Origin of the sequence: Aeromonas sp. Y318-1 (assembly GCF_027706125.1) — a bacterium.
Taxonomy (GTDB): domain Bacteria; phylum Pseudomonadota; class Gammaproteobacteria; order Enterobacterales; family Aeromonadaceae; genus Aeromonas; species Aeromonas hydrophila.
Genome location: NZ_JAPDCM010000008.1, coordinates 21,558 through 46,095, shown reverse-complemented (window position 1 = coordinate 46,095; position 24,538 = coordinate 21,558). Strand labels below are relative to the sequence as shown.

22 protein-coding genes and 1 pseudogene are annotated in these 24,538 nt (G+C 56.2%); 11 read left to right on the top strand and 12 right to left on the bottom strand.

Features of this window, described 5'->3' with window-relative positions; genetic code table 11:
* Positions 1-4: 4 nt before the first annotated feature.
* The gene (locus OKB87_RS13020) at positions 5-862 is read right to left on the bottom strand and encodes a DMT family transporter (RefSeq protein ID WP_011707447.1); all 858 of its coding nucleotides are present in this window, start codon (positions 860-862) and stop codon (positions 5-7) included.
* A gap of 91 nt (positions 863-953) precedes the next feature.
* Here OKB87_RS13020 and OKB87_RS13015 point away from each other — a divergent pair, with 91 nt between their 5' ends.
* A complete protein-coding gene (locus tag OKB87_RS13015; RefSeq protein ID WP_041216486.1) occupies positions 954-1,871 on the top strand; it encodes a LysR substrate-binding domain-containing protein in 918 nt (305 codons plus the stop codon).
* Positions 1,872-1,960: 89 nt separating this feature from the next.
* Here the strand turns inward: OKB87_RS13015 and znuB are convergent, their stop codons facing one another.
* Together znuB and znuC are read right to left on the bottom strand one after the other, a co-directional pair.
* Entirely contained in the window at positions 1,961-2,740 is a 780-nt protein-coding gene (gene znuB, locus OKB87_RS13010) for a zinc ABC transporter permease subunit ZnuB (RefSeq protein WP_041216487.1), read from the bottom strand.
* 21 nt (positions 2,741-2,761) lie between these two features.
* Positions 2,762-3,526 (bottom strand): zinc ABC transporter ATP-binding protein ZnuC, encoded by a 765-nt coding sequence (gene znuC / locus OKB87_RS13005; protein WP_017411255.1) that lies wholly within the window; start codon positions 3,524-3,526, stop codon positions 2,762-2,764.
* Positions 3,527-3,620: 94 nt separating this feature from the next.
* Between znuC and znuA the strand changes: the two genes are divergently transcribed.
* On the top strand, positions 3,621-4,535 hold the full coding sequence (znuA, locus tag OKB87_RS13000) for a zinc ABC transporter substrate-binding protein ZnuA (RefSeq protein ID WP_270827680.1): 915 nt from the start codon (positions 3,621-3,623) through the stop codon (positions 4,533-4,535).
* 85 nt (positions 4,536-4,620) lie between these two features.
* A complete protein-coding gene (locus OKB87_RS12995; protein ID WP_011707442.1) occupies positions 4,621-5,295 on the top strand; it encodes a transglutaminase-like cysteine peptidase in 675 nt (224 codons plus the stop codon).
* Here OKB87_RS12995 and OKB87_RS12990 read toward each other — a convergent pair.
* Together OKB87_RS12990 and OKB87_RS12985 are read right to left on the bottom strand one after the other, a co-directional pair.
* Positions 5,290-6,231 carry a TAXI family TRAP transporter solute-binding subunit gene (locus OKB87_RS12990; protein ID WP_270827679.1) on the bottom strand — a complete coding sequence of 314 codons (942 nt, stop codon included), beginning with the start codon at positions 6,229-6,231 and terminating at the stop codon, positions 5,290-5,292. The genes OKB87_RS12995 and OKB87_RS12990 overlap by 6 nt on opposite strands.
* Entirely contained in the window at positions 6,231-7,523 is a 1,293-nt protein-coding gene (locus tag OKB87_RS12985; RefSeq protein WP_270827678.1) for a LapD/MoxY N-terminal periplasmic domain-containing protein, read from the bottom strand. Before OKB87_RS12985 ends, OKB87_RS12990 begins: the two co-directional genes overlap by 1 nt.
* A gap of 260 nt (positions 7,524-7,783) precedes the next feature.
* On the opposite strand from OKB87_RS12985, the gene mepM reads away from it, so the two are divergent.
* Positions 7,784-9,121 (top strand): murein DD-endopeptidase MepM, encoded by a 1,338-nt coding sequence (mepM, locus tag OKB87_RS12980; RefSeq protein ID WP_016352056.1) that lies wholly within the window; start codon positions 7,784-7,786, stop codon positions 9,119-9,121.
* Between the two features lie 66 nt (positions 9,122-9,187).
* On the opposite strand, the gene OKB87_RS12975 is transcribed toward mepM, so the two are convergent.
* Positions 9,188-10,132 carry a D-2-hydroxyacid dehydrogenase gene (locus OKB87_RS12975; protein WP_270827677.1) on the bottom strand — a complete coding sequence of 315 codons (945 nt, stop codon included), beginning with the start codon at positions 10,130-10,132 and terminating at the stop codon, positions 9,188-9,190.
* A 162-nt stretch (positions 10,133-10,294) separates the two neighbouring features.
* On the opposite strand from OKB87_RS12975, the gene OKB87_RS12970 reads away from it, so the two are divergent.
* On the top strand, positions 10,295-10,876 hold the full coding sequence (locus tag OKB87_RS12970) for a YjaG family protein (RefSeq protein ID WP_135318949.1): 582 nt from the start codon (positions 10,295-10,297) through the stop codon (positions 10,874-10,876).
* 48 nt (positions 10,877-10,924) lie between these two features.
* Here OKB87_RS12970 and OKB87_RS12965 read toward each other — a convergent pair whose 3' ends face one another.
* Positions 10,925-11,404, bottom strand: coding sequence for a MarR family winged helix-turn-helix transcriptional regulator (locus OKB87_RS12965; protein ID WP_011707436.1), 480 nt, complete (start codon positions 11,402-11,404; stop codon positions 10,925-10,927).
* Positions 11,405-11,567: 163 nt separating this feature from the next.
* On the opposite strand from OKB87_RS12965, the gene OKB87_RS12960 reads away from it, so the two are divergent.
* Positions 11,568-12,095, top strand: a complete 528-nt coding sequence (locus OKB87_RS12960) for a hypothetical protein (RefSeq protein WP_270827676.1) — start codon at positions 11,568-11,570, stop codon at positions 12,093-12,095.
* 9 nt (positions 12,096-12,104) lie between these two features.
* Complete coding sequence (locus OKB87_RS12955; protein WP_270827675.1) at positions 12,105-13,703, top strand: BCCT family transporter; 1,599 nt, start codon at positions 12,105-12,107, stop codon at positions 13,701-13,703.
* A gap of 93 nt (positions 13,704-13,796) precedes the next feature.
* On the opposite strand, the gene mutS is transcribed toward OKB87_RS12955, so the two are convergent.
* The gene (mutS, locus tag OKB87_RS12950; RefSeq protein ID WP_270827674.1) at positions 13,797-16,352 is read right to left on the bottom strand and encodes a DNA mismatch repair protein MutS; all 2,556 of its coding nucleotides are present in this window, start codon (positions 16,350-16,352) and stop codon (positions 13,797-13,799) included.
* Between the two features lie 202 nt (positions 16,353-16,554).
* Between mutS and OKB87_RS12945 the strand changes: the two genes are divergently transcribed.
* A complete protein-coding gene (locus OKB87_RS12945; RefSeq protein ID WP_123173875.1) occupies positions 16,555-17,838 on the top strand; it encodes a tyrosine-type recombinase/integrase in 1,284 nt (427 codons plus the stop codon).
* 91 nt (positions 17,839-17,929) lie between these two features.
* Here OKB87_RS12945 and OKB87_RS12940 read toward each other — a convergent pair whose 3' ends face one another.
* A complete protein-coding gene (locus OKB87_RS12940) occupies positions 17,930-18,976 on the bottom strand; it encodes a hypothetical protein (RefSeq protein ID WP_245095815.1) in 1,047 nt (348 codons plus the stop codon).
* Positions 18,977-19,385: 409 nt separating this feature from the next.
* Here OKB87_RS12940 and OKB87_RS12935 point away from each other — a divergent pair, with 409 nt between their 5' ends.
* The 3 genes and pseudogenes from OKB87_RS12935 to OKB87_RS23685 form a co-directional block, all read left to right on the top strand.
* The gene (locus tag OKB87_RS12935; RefSeq protein ID WP_143238122.1) at positions 19,386-19,568 is read left to right on the top strand and encodes a helix-turn-helix transcriptional regulator; all 183 of its coding nucleotides are present in this window, start codon (positions 19,386-19,388) and stop codon (positions 19,566-19,568) included.
* Between the two features lie 669 nt (positions 19,569-20,237).
* Positions 20,238-20,921 (top strand): inovirus Gp2 family protein, encoded by a 684-nt coding sequence (locus tag OKB87_RS12930; protein WP_236381755.1) that lies wholly within the window; start codon positions 20,238-20,240, stop codon positions 20,919-20,921.
* An 821-nt stretch (positions 20,922-21,742) separates the two neighbouring features.
* Positions 21,743-21,863, top strand: a pseudogene (locus OKB87_RS23685) (IS3 family transposase); the annotation flags it as partial.
* Positions 21,864-21,881: 18 nt separating this feature from the next.
* Here the strand turns inward: OKB87_RS23685 and OKB87_RS12925 are convergent.
* The 3 genes from OKB87_RS12925 to OKB87_RS12915 form a co-directional block, all read right to left on the bottom strand.
* Positions 21,882-22,577, bottom strand: coding sequence for a family 16 glycosylhydrolase (locus OKB87_RS12925; RefSeq protein WP_139729615.1), 696 nt, complete (start codon positions 22,575-22,577; stop codon positions 21,882-21,884).
* Between the two features lie 239 nt (positions 22,578-22,816).
* The gene (locus OKB87_RS12920; protein ID WP_010673336.1) at positions 22,817-23,128 is read right to left on the bottom strand and encodes a PTS lactose/cellobiose transporter subunit IIA; all 312 of its coding nucleotides are present in this window, start codon (positions 23,126-23,128) and stop codon (positions 22,817-22,819) included.
* A gap of 10 nt (positions 23,129-23,138) precedes the next feature.
* On the bottom strand, positions 23,139-24,518 hold the full coding sequence (locus OKB87_RS12915) for a glycoside hydrolase family 1 protein (protein WP_100654524.1): 1,380 nt from the start codon (positions 24,516-24,518) through the stop codon (positions 23,139-23,141).
* Positions 24,519-24,538 lie beyond the last annotated feature (20 nt).

The window sequence follows — 24,538 nt, the reverse complement described above, 5'->3', positions numbered from 1 at the left end:
TTGGTTAGAGCGCCGGTTCGACCTGCGGTTTGGGCTTGCTGCGGGCCATGGCGATGAGCGGCAGTATGATGCACAGGCATCCCAGCAGCAGCGGCAGGCCCGGCTGCTCATCGAACAGCCATACCCCGATGGCGACCGCCATCAGCAGGCCGGTGTACTCCGCCGAGGCGATCTTGCTCGCCTCCGCCTTGCGATAGGCCACCACGCACAATCCCGCATAGACCATGATCAGCGCCGAAGAGCCGAAGGCGGGCCACCACATCTGCCACTGCCAGTCGCCCCCTTCCCACCAGGCCAGCGCCATGATGAAGGGCATGCTCAACACGTTGGTAAAGAACAGGGTCTGGGCGATGGGCTGCTGGAGCGGGATCCGCTTGATCAGCAGATTGTTGAGCGCCATGGAGAGCGCCACCCCGAGCGCCGCCAGCGCCGCCCAGTTCACCTCGGTGGGGCGCAGCACGATCAGCACCCCGACAAAGCCGATGAAGGCGGTCAGCACCTTCTGGCGCGAGATCGCTTCCCCCGCCAGCCACACCGCCAGCGGCACCATCATCAGCGGCGCCGCATAGAAGAGGGCGTTGGCGGTGGCCAGCGGCAGCCGGGTGAGGGCGATCACCATCAGGCAGACGCCGACCGCCCAGATATGGGCCCGCAGCAGATGCCACTTGAGCGCCACCGGCGGGTTGCGACGCCATGACCAGAGCAGCCAGGGGGCCAGCAGGATGGCGGCGGAGAGCTGGCGGAAGAAGACGAACTGGAACACCGGCTGGTCCGGCTCCAGCACCTTGACCAGCGCGTCGGAAAAGACCGCCACCATATTGCCCAGCACCAGATAAAGGATGCCGATCCCCACTGCATTCATACCACCTCCCATGTTTGATGAGGGAAGGGTAGCCCGCGTGCCGTTATCCAGTAAAATGATAAAAAATCACCATGCATGAGAATTTTGGATAATGAAGCTGCCCCCCCTGCGTGCCGTTCAATACTTCGAAGTGGTTGCCCGCCTGCTCAGCTTTTCTCGCGCCGCGATTGAGCTGAACGTCAGCCAGAGTGCGGTCAGCCACCAGATCCGCCTGCTGGAGGATTTTCTAGGGGAGCGGTTGTTGCTGCGCCAGGGCCGGCTGCTGTCGTTGACGGCGCAGGGGGAGGTCTATTTCGAGGGGATCTCCGCCGGGCTCGGCCAGATTGCCCAGAGCAGCGAGCAGCTGCGTGGCGGCGGCGAAATGCGGATCCGGCTCGCGGTCTACAGCTCGTTTGCGGTGAAGTGGCTGATCCCGCGCCTGGCGGGGCTGCGCCAGCTCTATCCCGAGCTGGATCTCAGCCTGGAGATGGTGGCGGAGGATCCCGAACTCTCCGATCGGGTGGCGGACTGCTTCATCACCGTCTCCCCCAAAGGGCCCGGTTATATGCACGATCTGCTCTATCGGGAGCGGCTGATGCCGGTGTGCAGCCGGCGGCTGTGGCAGCAGGTGGAGGGGGAGTGGCCCGCGGCCCTGTGGCAACTGCCGCTGCTCTCCATTCAGGCGATCTACAAGGAGAAGGGGGAGGATTGGCGGCGCTGGGCCGACGTGGGTGGGCTGACGATCGCCCCCGAGGCGAGGATGCACCATTTCAGCCACATTCTGCTGGCACTGGAGGCGGCCAACTGGGATCAGGGGGTGGCGCTCATCAACGACTATATGCTGCAGCCGGAGGATCCCGGTCTGGTGCGACTGCCGCTGCATGCACTCGAGACCGGAGACAACTTCTATTTCGTCTGCAAGCGCTCGCGTGTCCATGAACCCGCCATCAGCCGGCTGCGCCAATGGCTCTGGCAGGAGGCGCAAGTCAGCCTGCGCCCCGGCGAGAATGAACCGCTCAGGCGCGTTTGAATAGGCTCAGCACGAGCAGTTGGTGGCGGAGATCCAGCGAAGAGACGAGATATGGAGTGGCCTGACAGCAAGGCTCAGGCCACTTGGGTTCAGGCTTTTTTGAACTGGCTCAGGATAAACAGGCTGGTGGCGCAGACCACCACCGAAGGGCCGGCCGGGGTGTCCTGATACCAGGAGAGCAGCAGTCCGCCGAGCACGGCAAGGCAGCCGATGAGGGCGGCAAAGCCGGCCATTTGTTCCGGCGTCTGGCTGAAGCGGCGGGCCGTTGCCGCAGGGATGATCAGCAAGGAGGTGATGATCAGCGCCCCGACAAACTTCATCGCCACGGCGATCACCAAGCCAATCAGCAGCATCAGCACGCAGCGCAGCACATCGACCCTTACCCCTTCCACTCGCGCCAGCTCTTCGGAGATGGTCATGGAGAGCAGGGGATCCCACAGCCGCCACAGGGTGAGCAGCACCAGGGCGCCGCCGCCATAGATCCAGAGCAGGTCCATCGGCTGCACCGAGAGCAGGTCGCCGAACAGGTAGGCCATCAGATCCACCCGCACGTTGTCCATGAAGCTCAAGGTGACCAGACCCAGCGACAGGGCGCTGTGGGCCAGGATGCCGAGCAGGGTATCGGTGGCCACCTGCTGGTTGCGACTCATGATCACCAGCAGCATGGCCATGGCGAGGCAGCAGACCACCACCGCCAGGGTGAGATCCACCTGCAGCAGGATGCCGAGCGCGATGCCGAACAGGCAGGCGTGGGAGAGGGTGTCGCCAAAATAGGCCATCTTGCGCCACACCACGAAGCTGCCGAGGGGGCCGGCCAGCAGGGCGATGCCGAGGCCGGCCGCGAGGGCGTATAACAGAAAGCTGTCCACTTGATGATCCTGTCTGGTTCGTTATTGATTGCGGGAGGGCAGGCGGATGACGGGGGCCTGCGGTTCATGATGATGGTGTTCACCGTCGCAGTGGTGATGATGGGTGTAGACCGCCAGCACCTCCTGCTCCGGTCGGCCGAACAGACGGGCAAATTCGGGGTGGCGGGCCACGCTTTCCGGTTCGCCGTGACAGCAGACGTGGCGGTTGAGGCAGATCACCTCGTGGGTGCTGGCCATCACCAGGTGCAGATCGTGGGAGACCATCAGCACGGCACAGTTGAACTCGGCGGCCAGCTGGCTGATGAGGGCGTAGAGCTCGATCTGGCCGTTGATGTCCACCCCTTGCACCGGCTCGTCCAGCACCAGCAGCTCGGGCTTGACCAGCAGGGCGCGGGCCAGCAGCACCCGCTGCATCTCGCCGCCGGAGAGTTTCTGCATCCGGTTGTCCAAAAGATCTTCCGCACCGACCCGGTTCAGCGCCTCCTCGATGGAGAGGCGGCCATTCTTGCCGAGCTGCAAGAAGCGGCGCACCGTCAGCGGCAGGGTGGGATCCAGATAGAGGCGCTGGGGCACATAGCCGACCCGCAGGTCGCGGCTGCGGGTGATTTGGCCCGAATCCGGCGTGAGCAGGCCCAGTACCAGCTTGCTCAGGGTACTCTTGCCTGCCCCGTTGGGGCCGACCAGGGTCGTGATTTTGCCTTTGTTCAGGGTAAAGGAGACCTTGTCGAGCACGGATCGCCCATCAAATGAAAGACAGACCTCTTTCAGCTCCACCAGTTGGGTCATGACAGCTCCGGGGTTTACAGCCTGTGAGAGTTATAATATAACAATAACGTTGGTTTGTTATATTATCACACACACACTTCCTGACGAGATCTCTATGCGAATTCTTGCCCTGATCACTGCCCTGCTGGCGGTGAGTCTGCCTGTCCGTGCCCTCGAGGTGCTGACCACCATCAAGCCGCTGGGTTTCATCGCGGCCGCCATCACCGACGGCGTAAGCGAGCCCAAGGTGCTGCTGCCGACCGGCGCCTCGCCCCATGATTTCTCCCTGCGCCCCTCCGATATTCGCAACATCAATGAGGCCGACCTGGTGGTCTGGGTCGGTCCCGAGCTGGAAGGCTTCATGGCCAAACCGCTGGCCAAGCATCCCCATGTGTTGACCCTGACCCGGGTCGAAGGGATGCCGCTGTTCGATTACAGCAAGCAGGCTGGTCACGAAGAACATGCTGACGAGGGGCATGAAGGTCATGATCACGACGGTCATGAGGGGCACCACCACGAGGGCGTCGATCCCCACATCTGGCTGGGACCGACGCAGGCGCTGGTCATCGCCAATGCCCTGAGCGAAACCCTGAGCGCTCAGGATCCTGCCAACGCCGAGCGTTATCGCGCCAACCTGCTGGCGTTCAAGGCCAAGGTGGAGGCCAAGGACAAGGTAATTGCCGAGCAGATGAAGGCGGTGAACCAGAAGGGCTACTTCGTGTTCCACGAGGCCTATGGCTACTGGGAGCGCCACTACGGCATGAGCTCCAAGGGCCACTTTACCGTGAGCCCGGAGCGGCGCCCCGGCGCCAAGACCCTGGTGGAGATCCGCAAGGCGCTGGAAGAGAAAAAGGCGAGCTGCATCTATGCCGAGCCGCAATTCTCGCCAGCGGTGATCGAGTCGGTGGCCCGCAATACCGGTGCCAAGGTGCTGCTGCTGGACGAAGTGGGTGAGCAGGTGCCGCTCGGCCCGGATGGCTATCCCCGGTTCATGCAGCAGCTGGCGGACGCTTTCGCCGAGTGCCGCTGACAGACCCGCCGAGCCGCCGTGCTCATCGATAGGGTGAGCACAGCCAACTATACTGACCTCCAGCATCTGACAGGGAGTGTCTTGTATGAAATGGCTGCTCGTTTCCACCTGCACGTTGGCGCTATGCTGCGCCAGCGTGCAGGCATCCCGCCTCTCCGAATACATCGCCAGTCCCGAGTTGCGGGCAAAATTGCAGGAAGTGTATGGTGGTCGTGCCATTCAGCGGGCCGAGGCATTTTCGCGCCTGCTCACGCCCAGGGCCGGTACCACGGATCAGCAGAAGATCGAGCTGGTGAACAACTATTTCAACAACCTGACCTATAGCGATGATCCCAGGTTGTGGGGAGAAGCGGATTACTGGGCCAATCCGCTGGAGTTTATCGGCGCCCGCGGTGGCGACTGCGAGGATTACAGCATCTCCAAGTACTACACCCTGATGGAACTTGGGGTGGACGAGAAAAAGTTGAGGCTGGCCTACGTCAAGGCGGTGCGTTACAACCAGTTCCACATGGTGACGCTCTACTTTTCGACTCCCAAGTCGGATCCACTGGTACTCGACAACATCAACAGCCGGATTCTGCCAGGCAGCAAGCGGACCGACCTTATCCCCGTCTACAGCTTTGATGCCAAGAGCATCTGGATCATGAAGTCCCGCCGTGAAGGGACGCTGGCAGGCAGTGCCGACCGGTTGGCGCAGTGGACGTCGATGAAGACCCGATTCTCCAGCGAGCAACTGCGCTCCCCCCGCCGCGAGCTATAGCTTGCCCGCGGTTTTCAACTCCTCGAAATATTTGGCCGCGCCCGGATGCTGCTCGATGCTCAGCACCGGGCCGGTTTTATTGCGTGCCTGATGGAACAGGTTGGCGTAGCCGTAGGTCTGCTCATTGAACTTGGTTTGCTGGGTCAGCATGGCCTTGGTCAGGCGGTACACATCGGCTTCCGGCGTGCTGGCGGTGGTCACCAGGGTGGCTGCGATGGCAAAGGTCGGCGTCGCCTTGAGGTTGCCCGGGTAGATGCGCGCAGGCACCTGGCTGCGCTGGTAATACTTCACCCCCTTGAGCAGCTGATCCCGGGTCGCTCCCTCGATCGGCAGAAAACGCACGGCGCAGCGTTTGGCTGTATCCAGCACGATGCGGTTGGGGTGACCCATCACCAGGCCATAGGCATCGATCTGCTTGCTGCACAGCGACTCGGCCAGATTGGCCACGCTCTTGAGATCGAGATCCTGCTCCTTGGCACCCAGCACGTTGAACAGGGCGAGCGCTGTCTGGCGGGTGCCTGAGCTCTTGAGCCCCATGTCGATGGGGGCCAGCTTGAGCTGCTCCAGGCTGGTGATATCGCCATCAGCCCTTACCACTATGGTGAAAGGCTCAGCGTGGGTGGCGAAGATGGCTCTGAGCTCTGGCTGCGGCTGACTGGCATATGGACCCAGGCCGTGACTGGCCTGATAAAGCCAGTCCGACTGCACCAGCGCATAGCGGGTCTCACCACTTTTCAGCTGACGCAGATTTTCGATGGAGCCCGAGGTCGCCTGCAGCTTGCACTGCAATCCGGCATCGCTCTTGTTGGCCAGCCGGCAGAACTCTTTGGCGATCTGGTGATAGATCCCCTGCTCACCGCCGGTGGCGATGGTCATGGTGTCGGCCAGCAGTGGCAGTGGGCACAGCAGAGCGAGCAACAATCCGGTCTTGTTCATCATGCCTCCTTGCTGGCGTAGCCATCGATGCCCCAGTTGCGCAGGGTATCGATCTCCTGAATTTCGCCGGCCTCCGCCAGCAGGGTGTAGCCCGCGCTGTGCAGGCATTGGGCCACCAGATTCCAGTAGAGCGGGGCCTGGGTTGGCTGGCAGCTGATGAAGACAGGGTTGATGGGGTCGAGCTGATTGAAGGTCTCGTTGGTCATCGGGATGGCGCTGAAGGCCATCTCCACGCCCTGTTCCTGCAAGGCGGCCAGCCGCTCCTGGGCAAGGGGCGGCACATGTTCCTGATCCCAGCGCCAGTCGAGGGTCTTGCCTCTGCCCTTGGCAAACAGGGCAGAAAATTGCGTCCAGTCAGCGTGGCCGAGCAGGCTGAGCGGTAGTTGCAGCCCCTCGACCGTGTGGTGCAACCAGAGATCGAGCAGGTGCCGGATCTCGTCCGGTGAGCTGTCCAGCGAGGGCGTGACCTCTGGAATGAGGCGGCTGTAGAGGCGAATACTGCCCTGGGTCGAGAAGAAGTGTTGTTGCAGCAGGCCTTCTCCCGCCTCAGTCAGGGTTTGCAGCGGCTGATTTGATATGGCGACCTGTTTGCTGAGCTGGCTTATCTTGAGCCGCTGTTGCAGCAGGTCCCGTTTGCGTTCGGACACCAGCTGGTTGACCGAGGCAACCAGCTCTTTGAGATCCTGCAGCCAGGGGGAGGCCAGATTGCCGCTGAACTGGCGCTTGCGGATCTTCACCAACTGCTGGTTGATCTGCTCGAGCGGGCGCAGCAGTCGGTTGCAGACCCAGGAGATCACCAGGGTGAATACCAGCAGACCGGCCAGCAACGCCGTGCCGGTACGGCTGATGGCATTCCACAGGTGCTGGTAGGCATAACCCGTGTGCCCTTCCAGGGTGAGGGTGCCCAGCATGCGCCAGCCATCGGTCAGCTCCTGCTCAATTTTTACCGGCGGCATGTCGATAACAGAGGGAAGCCAGGTCGGCACGTTTTGCTGCGCCGTGTGGAAGACCTTCTGAAACAGCACCTGGCCATCGGGATCCAGCAGAGTGACCGCGCTGACGAAGCCGCCGTCGAACATGGCGTTGACGATGGTTTCGGCCAGTACCTTGTCATCGTTGAGCAGGGTGCCCTGCAGCACCAGTCCGAGGGCTGTGATGGCGGTTTCCAGATTGGCTGACATCTGATCAAGGATGGACTGGCGTACCGTGGTGACCTCCAGCATGAACAGCAGGATGGCCCCGGCCAGGAACAAGATCAGGATGATTCGATTTAACAGTTTCGCTAACGACATATCCACTCCATGGAAAAGTTATCGCAACATGCTGAAACCTTGGGTCTGATGCGAGCGGACCCGGCTCTTAAAAATAGGAAAAAAATGGTTAAAAAAGACGATCATTTCTGCCCATAAAGGAATGTTATGCATAAAATGTGAGGTTCATGCAGATTGCTATGAACTAATTGTGAGTATTTAGGTCAAACAATCAGTTTTATACGGTTTCATAACAAACAAACTGACCACTAACACCCTTAGATCTAATGACAGGATAGCGGATGAAACGTCTCCGTCCCTTGGTAGCGCAGGCCGCCAATTGGGAACCCCCGGTTCCCCGCAAACACTTTTACGCCATGCTATTGCTGACCGCGATGACGCTGTCAGCGGTAGCCATATTGCCAGCACCGGGTGACATCCTGGAGCGGCCATTGCGTCTGGAGTTGCCGATCGCCACCAACGGCACCGCAACCAACGAAGACAATACGGACTTCAACGACATCCCGGATCACGAGCTGGTGGAAGCTGCGACCCCGGAAGATGACATCCCGACCGATGCCACCCCCCAGTGGCAGGATTATCGGGTACGAAACGGCGAAAACCTGACCACCATCTTCAACAACCTGGGTCTCTCCACCACTACCCTCTACAAGGTGCTGGATGCCGATACCAAGAACAATCTGGCACGTCTCAAGCCCGGTCAAACCATCGAGCTGCTGATCGATCAGGACAACATACTGCAGCAGATGAAGATTCGTCTGAACATCAAGCAGACTCTGATCCTGGAGCGGACCGACGACACCTACAGCGCCAACATGCTCAATGAAGAGGTGGAGTGGCAGAAGAAGGGGTATGACGGGGTCATCAACGGCAGTTTTTACGTCAGTGCCCGCAATGCGGGGATCCCGGCCAACCACATCCAGAAGATTGCCAACCTGTTCCAGTGGCGACTCAACTTCGCCAAGGATCTGAAAAAGGGCGACAAGTTCAAGGTGCTGGTGCGCCAGGAGACGGTTGAGGGCAAGAGCACCGGCAATACCCAGCTGCTGGGGGTGGAAGTGTTCAGCCAGGGCCAGAGCGTGTCTGCCTGGTTGTCTGAAGATGGCAACTACTACGATGGCCAGGGCAACAGCCTGGAGCGCGGTTTCCGCCGTTATCCGACCCACAGCCGCTACCGAGTCAGCTCCAGCTTCAACCCGAACCGCCGCCACCCGATCACCGGCCAGGTGCGTCCCCACGAAGGCACCGACTTTGCCCTGCCGGTCGGCACTCCCGTGATGGCAACCGGCGACGGGGTCGTGCTGAAGGCGACCAGCCACCCGCTGGCCGGCACCTATGTGGTGATCAAGCACGGTCGTACCCTGATGACCCGCTACCTGCACCTGAGCAAGCTGCTGGTCAAGCCGGGCCAGAAGGTGAAGATGGGTGACAAGATTGCGCTTTCCGGCAACACAGGTCGTTCCACCGGTGCCCACCTGCACTACGAGGTGCGGATCAACAACCGTCCGGTCGATGCTATGAAGGTCAAGCTGCCGATGGCGGAACCGCTCTCCGGCAAGGAGAAGCGCCAGTTCCTCGCCAAAGTGAAGAGCTATCGCAAGGAGATGGAGGCCGGTTGATGCCTCTGTCGCCGAAACAAGAAGGCCCCGCCACTCTGGCGGGGCCTTTTTATTGGCTGATGGCCATCAATAGCCCTTGTCGAAGTCTATCTTGCCGTCCAGCGGCTGGCCGTCGATGAAGCGGATGTAGTTGCGCACGAAGATCTGGGCCACATCCTCGGGGAAGCTGTAGGCGCTGTTGTGCGGCGTGATGATGAGATTGGGCTGGCCCCAGAGCGGGCTGTCGGCGGGCAGCGGCTCCTGTGCGAACACGTCCAGCACCGCCATGCCCAGCTTGCCGGTGCGCAGCGCCGTGAGCAGGTCACCTTCGTGGATGGCGTTGCCGCGCCCCACGTTGAACAGGATGGCGCCCGCTTTGCAGTGTTCGAAACGGGGAGCGGTGAAGAGGTGATGTGTCTCGCGGGTGGCGGGCAGGACGCTGACGATGACGTCGGCCTGCGCCAGCACCTTGTTGAGGGCCGGCAGCTGATACACCTGATCGAAACCAGCCCGCTCGCGGCCGCTGCGGCTGATGCCAAGCACCTTCATGCCGAAGTGCTTGCCGGTGTGGGCAATGTGCTGGCCTATGCTGCCGGTGCCCAAGATCAGCAGGGTGCGTCCCTTGAGGCCGTGATAGGGGTGGCTTTGCCACAACCGCTGCTTCTGTTGCTCCCGATAGAGCGGCAGCTGGCGCATCAGGCTGAGCAGATGGCCGAACACATATTCGCTCATCAGCGGGCCGAAGATGCCGCGCACGTTGGTGAGCTGATAGTCGCGGCGGCAGCTGGCATCCAGCAGCACGTCGACCCCGGCGTAGGTGGACTGCAGCCAGCTGAGCTTGCCGGCCTTGGCCAGCAGCGGCTTGGCCCGCGCCGGCTCTGCCATCAGGATGTGGGCTTCGCCGATCAATTTTTCGGCCTCGCCCTGGTTGTCGGCCCGCAGAATGTGCAAATGGGGGAGGTGGGCCGCCTTGAGCAGGCGCTCGTAGTGAGCATTGTCCTGGCTGAGCAAAAGAAGGGTACGTTGACTCATACTCTTGTTCCTTATCAGATTTGCGGCGCGGGAGAGAGGCCGCTCTGTCCTCATCTTACCCGAGTTGACCGGCCAACATAGCCGACCAGGCCGCTTTTTCGTTTTCGCGCGGCCCCTCGTGGGCTACAATCTGCCCCACATTTTGCAAAGGATCCGACTCCAGTGTTTGGTGACAAGTTTTATAAGCGACTGGCCGAGCTACAGCCTTGGCAACAGACCGTCTACACCCTGGCGCTGGCAGAGCGCATGTACCCCAACTATGCGCTGTTTTCCCAGGCCTCCGGTTTCGGGGATGCGAAGGCATTTCGCCACGCCCTGGATCAGATGTGGAATTACCTGACGGTGAAGGGATCCCGCGTCAATCTGGGGGCGATCCTGGAGGCGTTTGAAGTCTATATTCCCGAACCTGGCAAATTCGAGTCCTACGGTGCCTATCCGGCGCTGGATGCCTGCGTGGCGCTGGGCTGTGCCTACAACTCGGTGATCTGCCGGGTGGGTGAAGAGGCCAACGATGCCAGCCATGCATCGGTCGGTACGGTCGCCGGTTTCATCGAGATGCTGGAAGAGCGCGACCTCACCGACGAGGAGCTCTACGAGCACGAATACATGGAAGCCGAGCTGGAGTTTCAGGTCGAGCTGCTCAAGCGGGTTTCCCATGAGCGCGACAGCGACCGCATTCTGGCTATCCGTACCTTTGCGGCCCAGGATGGCGTCTCCAATATCGGCATCAGCCTGGAAGAGTGATCGCACTCTCCCCGGCCCATAAAAAAAGCTCCCGTTCGGGAGCTTTTTTTATGCCCGCTCTTCGGTGAGGGGCCGGACGCTCAGCACCGGGGCCGCGTCTATCTCGTCAGCATTCATCATGGCCGAGATGCGCTGCAGGGAAGAGAGCAACAGGGTCTGCTCCCAGACCTCAAGTGCCTGAAAGCGCTGGATGAAGCGCTCCTGCAGCGGGGTGGGCGCCTGGGCCAGCAGGGCACGGCCTGCGTCAGTCAGCGTCGCATGCACCTTGCGCTTGTCGGTTTCGCTGCGGATGCGCTGCACCAGCTGGCGGCTCTCGAGGCGGTCCATGATGGTGGTGGCGGTGGCCTGGCTCATGTTGGTGTGATCCGCCAGCTGGCGCATGGAGATCTGGCCCAGCTCGTCGATCCCCTTGAGCAGCAAGAGCTGGGGCGAGGTCAGGCCGGCCTCCTTGATCAAGCGCTTGGAGTGCATGTCGATGGCACGAATTATCTGGCGCAGGGCTACCAGCACTTCATCATGTTTTTCCATGGGGAACGAATCGTCGAGGGGCTGTTGAGAGGCGCAAAATTCTCCGCCTAATTCGTCACAAGGTCAATATGGTTTTTACTGTAATGATTTCTGCTCTAATCATTTCTGTGTTAGGTTAGCGGGCATTTTCCGAATTTTGACCCGACATTTGAGGAGCAAGATGATGAGTGACGAACTGGACATCAAGTCGCTGGCGGCCGACCTTCGGGTGGTCAGAGTGCGTTATGAACTGCCTGATACCTCTGCTTTCGTGCGTTACCAGCCTACCTATGACGAAGACCCCAACAACCTCAAGGTGCACCACTACGATGGTGAGCTGCCCCTCTCCTGTAGTGAGACTGGTTCTTTCAACCTAAAGGAGTTGGTGAATGAATTGCGTTACGCCTATGTGCTGGTGCACCTCTTCCCGGACGAGAGCGCGATGAACTTCTATCTGACCGGCCTTGATACCGGTCTGGCCCAGCTGGAGTTCATCGGCGGCTCCTACGACTTCAACCGGCTCTGGATCACCAGCGGCATCTCCAACCTGGGCGTGCCCATGGCCATCTTCCTCGGCAAGCGTCATGCGGTGAATGGCCAGCCTTCGGTCAGCCTGGTGGACCACCGGGTGCAGACGGCTGGCAAGCTGGTCTACCGCGCCATCGGTGGTGCCGGCGATCACGTGGGTGAAGACTTTTTCAACAACGATTAAGGAGGCCAGATGAGAGCAAGCAAAGGACTATTCAAAGGCCTCAACCCGACCATGGCCATGACGGCGCTCACCGTCATCACCCTGTTCCTGCTGTTCGGGGTGTTCGTTCCCGAAACCGCCGCCAGCTGGTTTGTCGGCGCCAAGGATCAGATCATTGCCGGGTTCAAGTGGTACTACATTCTGGTGGTCGCCCTGTTCCTGTTCTTCGCTGTCTACCTGATGTTCAGCCGCTTTGGCAGCATCCGGCTGGGTGACGACGACCAGGTACCGGAGTTCGGCTACTTCGCCTGGTTTGCCATGCTGTTCAGTGCCGGCATGGGCATAGGCCTGGTGTTCTGGAGCATTGCCGAGCCGATGAACCACCTGCAGGGCAATCCCTTCATCACCGAAGGGATGACTCCGGAGGCGGCCCAGATCGCCATGCGCCTCACCTTCTTCCACTGGGGCCTGCACCCCTGGGCCATCTATGTGATCGTCGGCCTGTCGCTCGCCTTCTTCAGCTATCGGCGCAAGCTGCCGCTGGCCATCCGCTCCGTGCTCTATCCGCTGCTCGGCGATCGCATCTACGGCTTCTGGGGCCATGCCGCCGACGTGCTGGCGGTGTTCGGTACCGTGTTCGGGGTGGCCACCTCCCTTGGCCTGGGGGTCTCCCAGATGAACACAGGCCTCAACCAGATGTTCGGCATGGAAGTATCGCAAGCGAACCAGCTCTGGCTCATCGGCGGCATCAGCCTGATCGCCACCTTGTCGGCGGTCTCCGGGGTCGGACGGGGGGTCAAGCTGCTCTCCGAGCTCAATATCTGGCTGAGCGTGTTTGTGCTGGGCCTCTTTCTGGTGCTGGGGCCGACCACCTACATCCTCAACGCTTATGTACAGAACATCGGTGATTACCTGCAAAACATCGTCAAGCTGAGCTTCTGGACCAACACCGAGGCCAACGGCACCTCGGCCTGGCAGTCGAGCTGGACGGCGTTTTACTGGGGCTGGTGGATTGCGTGGGCGCCGTTTGTCGGCATGTTCATCGCCCGCATCTCCAAGGGGCGTACCATCCGTGAATTCGTGCTCGGCGTGCTGCTGGTGCCCTCGCTGCTCGGCATGTTCTGGCTCACCGTATTCGGCGGTACCGCCATGAATCTGGAGCTGTTCGGCGGTGGCGGCGTGGTGGCCGCGGTCAATCAGGACGTGACCCTGGCGCTCTACCAGACGGTGGAACTGCTGCACTGGGAGACCTTCGGCTGGATCGCCAAAGGCGTGCTGACCCTGCTGATCTGTACCTACTTCATCACCTCCAGCGACTCGGGCACTCTCGTGATCACGACCCTGCTCTCCATCGGCGATCAGGATCCTCCCGTGTTGCACCGTGCCATCTGGGGACTGGGTCAGGGGCTGGTGGCCGCCATCCTGCTGGTCTCCGGCGGGCTGGCCGCCCTGCAGGCCGCCAGCATCATAGCGGCGCTGCCCTTCTCGGTGATCATGCTGGCCATGTGCTACTCGCTGATGCTGGGCCTCAAGCAGGAGAGCCAGCACCAGTTAGAATACCGACAAAAGCTCAAGCGTCACGACGGTTCAACCCACATGAGCCTGCTGGAGCGGATCGGGCCGGCCTGACCTGGCTACATCCTGTTCAGGGTGCCATCAAGCAGCCAAACAAAAGGGGAACCTCGCGGTTCCCCTTTTTCATGGCTGATCAGTTGCCGCTGGTCAGAGCATCTGTTTGAGGCGATAGAGCAGATCCAGCGCCTGCCGCGGGGTGAGCTCGTCCGGGCGCACCGCTTCCAGCTCATCGACCACCGGATGGCTCTGGAGCGCCATGGCCACCGGGGCCGGGCGGCTTTCACCAGCGGCTACCGGGGTGGCGCTTTCCAGCTCGTGCAGTTTGTGACGGGCCTGCTGGATCACCGATTTGGGCACCCCCGCCAGCGCCGCCACCTGCAGCCCGTAGGAGCGGCTGGCCGCTCCCTCCTGCACCGCGTGCATAAAGGCGATGGTGTCGCCGTGCTCCACCGCATCGAGGTGGACGTTGGCCAGCCCTTTCATCAGCTCCGGCAGACGGGTCAGCTCGAAGTAGTGGGTAGCGAACAGGGTGTAGGCGCCGATCTTGCTTGCCAGCTGTTCGGCGCAGGCCCATGCCAGCGAGAGACCGTCATAGGTACTGGTGCCGCGACCGATCTCGTCCATCAGCACCAGGCTGCGGGCGGTGGCGTTGTTGAGGATATTGGCTGTCTCGGTCATCTCCACCATAAAGGTGGATCTTCCCGATGCCAGATCATCCGATGCCCCGATGCGGGTGAAGATGCGGTCGATGGGACCGATGCGGGCGCTGTCGGCCGGCACGAAGGCGCCGATGTGGGCCAGCAGCACGATCAGCGCGGTCTGGCGCATGTAGGTCGATTTACCGCCCATGTTGGGGCCGGTGATGATCAGCATGCGGCGATCACGGTCGAGGTGGATCGGGTTGGCGATAAAGGGGTCGGTCATCACCTGCTCCACCACCGGATGGCGGCCCGCCTCGATCAGGATCTGATCCTCGTCGATGAGCGTCGGGCAGCGGTAGTCGAGGGTCTCGGCCCGCTCGGCCAGGTTGGCCAGCACGTCCAGCTCCGCCAGCGCGGCGGCGGACTCCTGCAGATCGCCCAGATGCGGCAGCAGAGCATCGAGCAGCTCTTCGTAGAGGCGTTTTTCCAGCGCCAGCGCCTGGGCCTGGGCGGTGAGCACCTTGTCCTCGTACTTTTTAAGCTCGTCGATGATGTAGCGTTCGTTGTTCTTGAGAGTCTGGCGGCGGATGTAGTGGGCCGGCACCAGGTGGCTGTTGGCTCGGCTCACCTCGATGTAGAAGCCGTGCACCTTGTTGTAGCCCACCTTGAGGGTGTTGATGCCGGTCAGCAGCCGCTCGCGCTCCTCGATGCGGGCCAGGCTGGCGGTGGCGCCGTTGGCCAGATCCCGCAGCTCGTCCAGCTCCTGGTTGAAGCCGTCGCGGATGACGCCGCCATCGCGGATCAGCACCGGTGGCACCTCCATCACGGCGCGCTCCAGCAGAGCCAGCAGTTCGGGGAAGGTGCTGGCGCGATCGCGCAACTGCTGCACCGCCTCGTGCTCGCTCTCCGCCAGCAGACGCTGCAATTCGGGCAACTGGGCGAAGGCCTGCCGCAGCCGGGTGAGATCGCGCGGACGGGCCGAGCGCAGGGCCAGGCGCGCCAGCACCCGCTCCACGTCGCCGACCTGGCGCAGCAAGCCGCCCAGCTCGTCATAGAGGTTCTGCTCGATGAGCTCCTTGATGGTGCTCTGGCGGCCTTTGAGGATCACCCGGTCGCGGATCGGCTGGTGGATCCAGCGCTTGAGCAAGCGGCTGCCCATGGGGGTGGCGGTGCAGTCCAGTACGGCGGAGAGGGTGTTGTCGTGACCGCTGGCCAGATTCTGGGTCAGCTCCAGATTGCGGCGGGTGGCAGCATCCATGATGACCGCGTGATCCGGCTGTTCGAGGCGCACGCTGCGAATGTGGGGCAGGGCGGTGCGCTGGGTGTCTTTCACGTATTGCATGAGGCAGCCGGCGGCGCACAGGGCGGTCTCGCTCTGCTCGACGCCAAAGCCCACCAGATCCTGGGTGCCGAACTGTTGGCACAACAGCTTGCGGGCGGTGCCGAGCTCAAACTCCCACTCGGGGCGGCGGCGCAGACCGCGGCGACCCTCGACGTGGTGCAGGAAGGCGAAGGATTCGGGGTAGAGCAGCTCGGCCGGGTTGGTGCGCTGCAGCTCCGCCAGCAGGGTCTCTTCTTTCTCGAACTGGTTGATGAAGAAGCGGCCGGAGCCGATGTCCATGGTGCCGTAGCCGAAGCGGCGGCCATCGTGATAAACGGCGGCGATCAGGTTGTCTTGTCGCTCGCTGAGCAGCGCCTCGTCGGAGACGGTGCCCGGGGTGATGATGCGAATGACCTTGCGCTCCACCGGCCCCTTGCTGGTAGCGGGATCCCCTACCTGCTCGCAGATGGCAGCCGACTCGCCGAGCTGCACCAGCTTGGCCAGATAGCCTTCGATGGCGTGATAGGGAACGCCCGCCATCGGGATGGGGCTGCCGGCCGACTGGCCGCGCTTGGTCAGAGAGATGTCGAGCAGCTGGGAGGCCTTGCGGGCATCGTCATAGAACAGCTCGTAGAAGTCGCCCATCCGGTAGAACAGCAGGATCTCCGGATTCTCGGCCTTGAGGGTCAGATACTGCTGCATCATAGGTGTGTGTTGTTGTAGATTTTCTATTGTTATCAATGTCTGATCGCCGTTAAGTTGCTGTTCTTAAACTGTCTTTATTCTTTGTTAAAGCTCAGCATGGTTCAGTTTGTCTCACCTAAGCTCACTGAATCTTGCTTCTAAGCGTAGGCTAAAGCGTAGGTTTGTGTGATGATGAACGTGATTAGAATGAAAACCTACGCTTTTCTCTCATAAAAAACGATATGAAAGGATGTAAGTGATGGCTGCGCCCCAGAATAGCAAACCGCTTTCTTACAAGGCAATTGAGTCGATGAAGCCAGGAGACAAAGATAAAGTCGACATCGGTGATTACCGAGGATTGCGAGTAGCGTGCGGGAAAACGGGAAAGAAAAGCTTTTACTACCGCTACAATGACCCTTTGAATCCGCGTAAACAAAAGCAAGTCACCTTAGGTGTCTTTCCTGCCATGTCATTGGAGGAGGCAAGGACCAAGTTCAAGGAATTGAAGCTCATGAGGCATCAAGGTGTCTGTCCGGCTACAGAGCTGAGCGCAGTTAAAGTCAAGCTCGAGCAGGAACCTGAAGTCGTTGCACCGTTTACCATCACTGACATGATCGAGCTTTACCTGACTGAGCACATCGAAGATCGGCACGCCAAGGAAGGAGGGATTTTACCTGGAGCCCGTAAACCCAAAGGGCAAGCAGAAACTCGAAGGACTCTCTATAACGATCCTGTGCGTGTATTCGGAGAGAGGTTAGCCACGGAGGTGCTAGCTAACGATATCGTGGCTTTGGTCATGGAGATTGTTGCGCGGGGAGCGAATGTTCAAGCTGGTAGTGTTCTTCGTGAGCTATCAGCTGCTTTCGATTATGCAATTGGAACGGGTAAACTGGATGAGCACTTTGTAAACCCAGTTACGAACGCAAAGAAAAGATTAAAATTAGCGAAAGTGCGTTTAACATGTCAAAAAGGAACTCGAATTCTTAGTGATGAAGAGCTAAAAAAATTTCTTCTCTGGTTACCAAGTTCTGGTTTTACTATTCCACAGAAAAACGTGCTCAGAATGACGCTATGGACAGGGTGTCGAACCGGAGAAATCTGTGGTGCTTATTGGCGAGATATTGATCTAAGTAATGGTACATTCCATTTAAAAGAAACGAAAACTGATACCGAGCGATATGTTCAGCTGCCAAGACAAGCTATCGACTTTCTTCATTCACTGAAATTAATCACAGGTGATTGTTTATTCCCCTCTCTTTTGACTAAAAAGCCGATACCTCAAAAGTTGTTAACTGAAACTGCGTGGCGATTGCGCAAAGACAATGTAATGATTGATATACCTTCGTGGACACCACATGACCTTAGGCGTACCGTTAGAACAGGGCTTGCAAAGCTGAAATGCCCAAGTGATATTGCGGAGGCAATACTAGGTCATGCTCCAAAGGGCATAGAAGGAACATATAACCTCCACAGATACAATGATGAGTGCAAAGAGTGGTTGCAAAAGTGGGCGGATCATTTAGACAGGTTAACTGCGATATAGATGGTTTTCCTCGATTAAATATAGTTTTCCTGGGGGCGTAATAGCCCCCATGTAACATGTTATTTTTATAGTTAGATCTTAACGGTTGATGCTATTTCTCATAGGGATTGATGCTGCAGTATGCATCGTTAATTAGTTCTTCTAAGACTGCATTTCTTTTTAGTCCCTTTGCTTTTGTTATTGCTTTTAATTTCCTTTCAATATCTATATTCATGACAAAGTTATATTGCTTGTTGTGTGGGTTGTTTTTTCTGTAATTTTTTTGGGTTAGGGATTTTTTGATTTTATCAACTTTGATTATGCAGTCACTTTCTTTAAATACGAATAGTAAATCAAAGTAAGTTGTAATGGCTTCAGAAATATCTTCATTGCTATTGCCGTCAATTATTTTTAAAAAAATGTCCTCTTGATCTATCTGGTCTTTTATCCATAGCACATCTTCATCATCTAATTCTTTAAAGTTCAACCAGCTTTTAGGTTTTTGTCTTTTAATTATTTTACCCCAAAGCAATTCAATAAGCTGAAGTTGTTTGGATTTTATAGCGATACCATCTTCTAAGCGATCAAAATACTCAATTATCCTTTCTTTTTTTTGACGAGAAGTTTTGGCTCTGGGGTGACTATTGGTAAAACGCATGTGGCTTAATGAGATTGTGTCTTCAAAAGAATTACTTCTAAAATAAGCTAGCCCTGGTTGACTAAGATTTGGGATGATTTTCTTGTAAAGGTCACTGTCTTTGTCAAAAAAATAACTCCAATTATTAGTTATAGCGAATACAAAATTACACACTCTTTGGTTCGCTACCTGTATCCAATAAAAGTGCTCCATCTCTAGGCAGTTTCTACTGAACTGTTTGAATAGAAATTCTGCGATAGCATCGGTGTTATCTAGCTGGATTGAGCTATCTATCTTTCGAATGTAGTTTGCGAAAATATAATCTTGCTTGGTTTTAAAATGGTCATTAAAAATTGATAAAATTGAGTCAAAATCAGTGTTTATGGTGTCAAATTGTAGTTGATGCAAAATATACTCTGCAAATCTTCTCATTTCCTCTGTGGCTTTCAATCTATTGAAACGATCACCCCATGGGTATTTTGAATCACTTGCTATTGGTTGTTCATAGCTGGATGTTTTCATATAAATTCATTCCATTTAAAAATAATTTAAATTTAATACTAGAGTTTTTATAGTGCTAGTCAAGTGTCATCATAGGGTTTTTATTGAGTTTTTGTAGTCGATTTATAGTATCTACGTTTGGACTGTTATCTCCATTCCTTGTGCTTTTTCATTGATTTTCATTAGCTTCTTATGGGGGGGAGAGTTTTGGTTCTCGTGGTTGGCGTGAGCTTGCTCATCACTGGTTTTTAGAGAGAGCTGGTATGTGAATGCCTGTAGTAGCATCGGTGAGGCGTTGGTGATTTGGTATTTGCTGTGGATCAGTGAGTTTAAATTGTGGGGTAATGGATCCTACTGTGATGATGGCGTCTGGGATATGTAAAAATGAACACAACGAACCTTAGGTATGAAAAAATCTAAGGAGAGTAAGATGGGTCTCATTAAAATAAATGAATTGATAGCAATGACTAAGCTGTCTCGCCCTACAATCTACCGGCTAATCAAGGCTGGAAAGTTCCCTTCACAACTCAAAACATCGCCCAAGACTGTGGCATGGGAAAAATCAGAAATAGAGGGCTGGATTCGCAAATTGATAATGGAGCGAGAAGGCTAACAACTAACAATTTACTGGGCTCCCCTTTGGGGAGCCTTTTTTAGCTTGGTGGTTTAATTTTATCTATTTAGGGGAGGTAAATGTTGGTCGTCAATTTTCTTTGCTAGTTAATTTCTTGGCATGGAGTAGTTGCTTGTACGTTGAAGCTAAGTTCAGAGTGACGTTCTTGCCTTAACATCCGGTGCTGCTGGAGTTTTATTTAAAGTGATCACGTATTCCCCGGTGATTTAGGAGGTCGCTAAGTTCGGTAATAGTATTACTATACACGCGAAGTGTATAACAAGGTAAATGCGGCGTAGAGGATATACACACCAAGGTGTATACCCAGGTAGAGGGTGTAGGAAATATATCGAGGATGAGAGTGATACACCATCAGAGTGTATCACAGGGTATACCAAAGAGAACATGTGATATACACACGAAGTGTATGCCAATCAGATACACATCGGGCTTGTACGTCAGATACAAGCCATTAGCCGTATACATCGGCATAGTGCAGCATATGCAAAGCACAGAGTGCTAAATGCAGGTTGGTATATCAACCTACTGGTTTGATAAGAGAGCAGGGTATCAGTTGACTGTAAAGCTTTACGTAGCACCTCTCATTAATGACAGCAAGTGCATCTCACCAGCAGGCGTGGATATTCCATTCGAACAATAGGACCGTATATGAAATCAAAACTTGGGTATTGTTTAATAGGCAACGAGCAAGAAAACTTGCGAGTTGTGGCTGAAGCCAAGTATGGTGAAATATCCTTTGAACAGCTGAAAACATCCGTGGAGGTGATCGCTAACTTTTTGAATAAACATCCGCGAGTGTTTGCTGTACGTGTTGATCTGCGTTTCCCTCATATACCAGTTATGGATAATCCGGACATGCCGACAGGCTTTCCACCGGAGGTAGAAGAGGAAAAGGTTATTACGCGCTTTATTGCTTCACTAAAAAGCCAGATAAAAGCCGCACGTCACCGTAAGGGGAAGACCGGTAAACCATTCTTTTTGGGTTATATCTGGGTGAAGGAGCAAGTAGCAAGCCAACATCCTCATTACCACTTGGTGCTACTGTTTAACCGAGATGACTACGGTCATCTTGGTGATTACTCTAATTTTGATGCGGATAACATGGCTACACGCATCCGTAAAGCTTGGTGTAGTGCATTGAGGCTCGCATACCCTGATTATGCGTCTTTGGTACATTTCCCTGATGACGCAGAGTATCGATTTGATCGCCGAGATGCAGATCTACACAATGAGAGATTCTATAACTTCTTGGAGAGGACTGCGTATTTATTTAAATTACGCACGAAAGTACGAAACAGCCGTAATTTTGGGCGTAGTCAACTGATAAGGTAATGTTTACACTTAATTCATGGGCTCTAGCGGGGATGCTTGGCCATTCAAATTCAACTTGGGAGTTTCTACTCCCGGATCTGTTAAGCTAATTCCTCATTTGTTATCGCATCAGTTGGAGTAACCCATGGCAGCCTATTCCCCTTCCTTCACCCATGACCCATGCCATGTTGAGTCGAGTGGCGGATATCGCTGAGTTGCTGGGGCTGTAGCGGTTTGCTCAGAGCTCTCAGGTTCTTATGTTGCGTCGAGAGAACCGGATCCGCACCATCCATGCATCCATGCATCCATGCATCCATGCATCCATGCATCCATGCCTCCTTGGCTCTAGTGAATGATGTAGTTATCGAGGATCAGCGTGATGGTTTTGGCTCGTCGGTAGTGGCGACGCAGCTTTTCCGGCATGGCGATAAACAGGGATGTGACGTGATGGCGAGACAGGTCAGACCGTGACTGGCAAAACCCGAGGTATTCAAAGCACTTTCGAGAGCGACAAACTGATAGAGGAGCGCGTAATCGAATCCCATCAGGGACCGAGGCAGTAGCCTCGATCACAGTCCGGATCTATGGCTGCAATCTCAACCTAACTTACCGTCATCGATTGAAGGCTTGGCAAACCGGGACGACCATTGGCCTACCTGTCAGAAAGGCCCGAGTGTAACGGTCGCTTGGGGCTGGGGAAGTCATGATTTGCTGGCTGATTTGGGCAACAACGCTATGTTCAAGAAAAGTGCTAAATTGATACTGAAGGAATTTCGTACTAAAACAACAAAAAACACCGACCTTAAGTCGGTGTCAGTTGATAATCATATATATACACAAAGCGGGATATCAGTTATTACCTGATGGATTACTACAACTGGCGGCATCCACATCGTTACAATCTTGTGATTGTCGCCAGAAAAAGCCGAAGACTGACCTTACCAAGTGTCCGAATTTAGTTGATCATTACATAGCCTACTATCATTCCCATGGAGTTACGTTGACGTACTTGTATTTGGCGTAGACAGGTTGGCTGTTGTAGGTACTGGGTGGGAAGCTGGGATTGGCGCTGATCCAGTTGTTCACAAAAACCTGCATCCAACTGGTGACGGGGCGGCTCTCTCGGCGCACGCTCACCCATTTGTTCTGGGTGCGGCTGAACACCTGCCAAGTGACACCCGCTGCATCGATATTAAAGGCGTAGCGCTCCATATTCCAGATTGACATGCCGTACTTGCCTAAATCGATGTCTTGAGGATACTGACGCCCCTGGATCCAGATGTTGGTATGGAGCAGGTTGGTGCCCCCCATCAGCTCGATGTCGACTTCATAGTGAGAGCTGGTGCCTGCATCTCCGGTATAGGTAAAGAAGGAGCTGATGGTGCCGGGCACCGATCCTGCCTGCATCTGCACCTCATAACGACCCTTGCGGGTGTAGTTGTAGGTTCGCAGCTCAGCGCAGCTCTTGTTTCCTTTGTCGGATTTCGCATGGAGGATGGCCATGCCGGACTCCATCCAGACGTTGGCGGCGCGCCAGGTGCAGTCGAATTCTGCCCCTCCATTACGCCAACCATCAGAGACCTGCCAATCCTGATTGCTCCACCACCATGCCGATGCCTGAGTGGAATATAATCCTCCCGCCATCAGCAATACTGACATCAGTCCAAGTTTACGCATATTATCCACATTCCTGTGTGTTTATTAATGGGTGTTTTATTGATGACTACAAGCAGCATAAGAATAGCCATAAACAGATATTGAAACTTATACTGGTATCGCGTCATGACAGTTTCATATTTTTGAAATTGCCTGAAAAGGTATGAAATACATGACGGCTGGTTGGTATAACCAGAATAAAAAAAGCCACCGTATATAACGGTGGCAAAAGCACGGACTCCCGATCCGATGAGTTAAAATCAGCTTGCTTGGCGGCGATAGATCTCGACCAGTTCGGTGGCCAGTTCGCGGCACAGAATGGATGTCATCAGGTGATCCTGAGCATGTACCATGACCAGTGTCATCTTGGTCTTGCCTTCGCCCTCATCGGCTTCAATCAGTTTGGTTTGTACGGCATGGGCAGCCTTCCCTGCGTCGGTGGCCTGGAGCAGCAAGGCATCCGCTTCGCTGAACTGGCCAGCACGAGCCTGACGCAGGGCTTCGAAACAGAGACTGCGAGATTGACCGGCATTGACGATGATGCCCATGACTGCTTCTTCAAGATCCATCATTTATGACTCCTTAAAATCCATTATTACGAGAGACGTTGGCGAACCATTCACCACTTTTCTTGACGGTGCGCTGCTGGCTTTCCAAATCAAGGCTGATGAATCCATAGCGGTTCTTGTAGGCATTCATCCAGGACCAGTTGTCAATAAAGGTCCACAGGTGATAACCACGGCAATTACTTCCTTCAGCAATGGCGGTATGAATCCACTGGAGGTGGCCACGAATGAAGTCGATACGATAGTCGTCTTTTACCTGACCATCTTCACCAATGAATCTGTGTTCCCCTTCGACACCCATGCCATTTTCGGAGATATAGCTTGGAATATTTCCATAGTTGTCGCGCAGGTTGATCAATATGTCATAAATACCGCGCTCATATATTTCCCAGCCACGATAAGGGTTCATTTTGCGGCCTGGCATCTCGTAATTCTCGAAGAACCAGTCAGGCAGGAAAGGGGAGTCCGGGTTGATGGCCGTCATGCGTGCCTTCACTCGCCGCGGCTGGTAATAGTTGATGCCGAGCAGATCGATCTTGCCGGCGGCCAGCAGTTCGCAGTCGCCGCTTTGCACCACGGGCATCTGATCGTGTTCGCGCAGGATATCGATCAGCTCCTGGGGATAAACTCCCTTCACCGCAGGATCGAGGAAGGCGCGGTTGAAGAACAGGTCAGCAATGAACGAGGCCTTCAAGTCCGCCGGGTTTGAAGAGCGCGGATATGAGGGGGTCAGGTTCAGGACAATGCCGATCTGGCCGGGCAGGGATAGTGTTCGATAACGCTTCACCGCCAGGCTGTGGGCCAGCATCATGTGATAAGCCACCTGGGCTGCCCGTCTGAAGTCCATCTGGTTCGGGTAATGGAAGTCATACAGATAACCACCTTCCACCACCACCACTGGTTCATTGAAGGTCATCCAGCAGGCGACGCGATCACCGAACAGTTTGAAGCAGAGCTCTGCGTACTCGGCATAAGCCGCCACGGTTTCGCGGCTCTCCCAGCCCCCCTGCTCCTGCCAGTACATCGGCATGTCGAAGTGGAACAGGCCGATGAAGGGTTTGATCCCCTTGGCCAGCAGCTCATCGATAACCTTGTTGTAGAAGTCGACGGCCTCCTGGTTGACGGTGTGGCCATCCGGCAGCAACCGGGCCCAGGAGATGGATGTGCGGAAGCTGTTGTGGCCAATCTGTTCCATCAATGCGATGTCTTCACGATAACGATCGTAGAAGGTGGAGGTGTTGGCTGGGCCTACCTGACCGTGGAAGCGATGTGGCTCCGTCTCGAACCAGTGATCCCAGATGGTCGGTGCCTTGCCGCCCACGTTGGCAGCCCCTTCCGATTGTGCGGCCGACGAGGCGCTACCCCACCAGAAGCCTTCGGGGAATGTATATTGCATTGCAGTTTCCTCTTGATGAC